The 2,535-nt window shown below is 72.3% G+C and carries 1 protein-coding gene; it reads right to left on the bottom strand.

Annotated features, from left to right (window positions below; genetic code table 11):
• A partial coding sequence (locus DZC73_RS29480; protein WP_124543976.1) for a non-ribosomal peptide synthetase occupies nt 1-2,535 on the bottom strand: 2,535 nt, incomplete at both ends.

Here is a 2,535-nt window from a genome sequence, read left to right as displayed (position 1 = left end):
TGAGCGTTGGGGTGGTGAACAAGGCGGCGACGTCGGCGTCGAGGCCTTGTTCGCGCATGCGTTCGATGACGGTGACGGCGAGCAGGGAGTGGCCGCCGAGCTCGAAGAAGTGGTCGTGGCGGCCCACGCGGTCGAGCTGCAGCACCTCGGCCCAGATGCGGGCGAGCTCTGTCTCGACCTCGCCCAGGGGGGCTTCGTAGCTGCGGGTGACCTGGGCGGCGTCGCCGGGCGCGGGCAGCGCCTTGCGGTCGAGCTTGCCGTTGGGGTTCAGCGGCAGCGCATCGAGCACCACGTAGGCGGCGGGCACCATGTGCTGGGGCAGCGCTTGGGCCGCGTGTTCGCGCAGGGCCTGCGGCTGCAGGTTGTCTCCAACCAGGTAGGCGACCAGCCGCTTGCCGGCGTCACCCTCATCGCGGGCGATGACCACCGCCTCGCGCACACCCTCGTGCTTGCGCAGGCAGGCCTCGATCTCGCCGAGCTCCACCCGCATGCCGCGGATCTTCACCTGGAAGTCGTTGCGCCCGAGGAACTCCAGCGTACCGTCTTCGAGGTAGCGCGCCAGGTCACCCGTCCTGTACATGCGCTGCCCGGGGGCGTACGGGTCGGGCACGAAGCGCTCTTCGGTCAGTTCGGGCCGGTTCAGGTAGCCGCGCCCCACGCCCGTGCCTGCGATGCACAGCTCGCCGGCCACGCCCTGCGGCGCCAGCCGCCCGTGCGCGTCCAGCACGTACAGCCGGGTGTTGCGGATGGGCTCGCCCAGTGGCACCGTGCGGCCCTCGTAGTCCTGCAGCCGCGGCGACAGGCAGTGGTAGGCGACGACGTCGCTGCACTCGGTGGGCCCGTAGCTGTTGACGAACTGCGGCCGCGGCTCGGGCAGCTGCATGAGCTTGGCCACCTGGATGGGCTCGCCGCCGAGCACCACGCGGCGCAGGCCGGCGAGTTCATTGCCGTGGCGGGCATCGACCAGCGCATGGAACGCGCTGGGCGCCATGTTCAGCACGCTGATGCCTTGGGCCTGCACCTGCGCGACGATGGCCGCGGGGTCGAACGGCTCGCTGGCCAGGTGCAGGGTCGCACCCACCATCAGCGGGCCGAGGATGTTCTTCTGCGTCAGGTCGAAGCTGTGCGAGGTCACCAGCAGCACCGCGTCGTCCTCGCCCAGCGGCAAGTCCTCCAGGTACCAGTCCATCAGGTTGCGCAGCCCCGCGTGCAGCACCTGCGCGGCCTTGGGCGTGCCGGTCGAGCCCGAGGTGTAGATCACGTAGGCCAGTTGCTGGCCGTGCAGCGCCACGCGCGGGTTGCTAGCGGGCTGCAGCGCCCAGCGCCACGCATCGGCGTCCAGGTCCAGCACCGGCACGCCCGCGTCCACCTGCGCGGGCAGGCTCGATGCGCTGAGCACCACCACCGGTGCGCTGTCGCGGCACATGGCCTGCAGCCGCTGCGCCGGGTAGCCCGGGTCCACCGGCACGTAGGCCCCGCCGGCCTTGAGGATGGCCAGCAGCCCCACCACCAGCTGCACCCCGCGCGGCATGCACAGCGCCACGCGCGCATCCGGGCCCACGCCGTGCTCGCGCAGCTGGTGCGCGAGCCGGTTGGCCTGCTCGTTGAGCTGCGCGTAGCTCAGCTGCCGGCCGTGCTGCACCACCGCGATCGCCTCGGGCCGGCGCCGCGCCTGCGCCTCGATCCATTCGTGCGCCCAGCCGCCGCGCGCCTCGCGCTGCACGCCCGCGCCCAGCGCGAGCAGCCGCGTGCGCTGCGCCTGCGGCAGCACGTCCAGCTGCTGCAGCACCGTCTCGGGGGCGCGCTCCAGCGCCTGCACGATCTGCTCCAGCGCGGTGTGCATGCACGCGCAGATCAACTCCGGCTGCACCGGCGGGGACTGCACCTGCGCGGTCAGCCCGAAGCCGTCGCCCCAGTCGTCCACCGCCAGCGTGAACGGGTAGTTCGTGCGCTCCTCCCCGCCCAGGAACTCCACGCCCTGCCAGGCCTGTTGCTGCTGGTCTTGCAATTGCTGATCCGGCTGCTGCGGCTGCGGGCTGTGGCGGTAGTTCAGCAGCGCGCTGAACAGCGGCGCGGGCGCAGCCACCTGGCTGCAGCGCTGCGCCAGCGCCAGCGGCGCGTGCTCGTGGCGCACCAACTGCGTGAGCTGCTCGTGCGTGTGCTGCACGCCCTCGCGCACGCTGCGCCCTTGCAGCTCCACCCTCAACGGCAGCGTGTTGATGAACAGCCCCGGCACCCGCTGCGCATCCGCGCCCGCCTGCATGCGCCCGAACAGCACCGTGCCGAACACCACGTCCTCGCGCCCCACCACGCGCGCCAGCAGCTGTGCGTACGCCAGGTGGAACACGCTGGCCGCGCTCACGCCCAGCTGCTTCGCGCCATCCCTCAACCGCCGCGCCAGCGCCGGCTCCACCGCACGCTGCGCCTGCGCGATCGCGCTGCCGTCGCCTTGCACGTCCATCAGCCCGTACGGCGCCGTCGGCTCCTCCACCGTCCCCAGCATCCGCCGGAAGAACGCCTCGTGCGACTGCCGCG

This window comes from Rhizobacter terrae (assembly GCF_003852895.1).
GTDB lineage: Bacteria > Pseudomonadota > Gammaproteobacteria > Burkholderiales > Burkholderiaceae_C > Albitalea > Albitalea terrae.
This window is presented reverse-complemented; position numbering and strand designations above follow the sequence as displayed.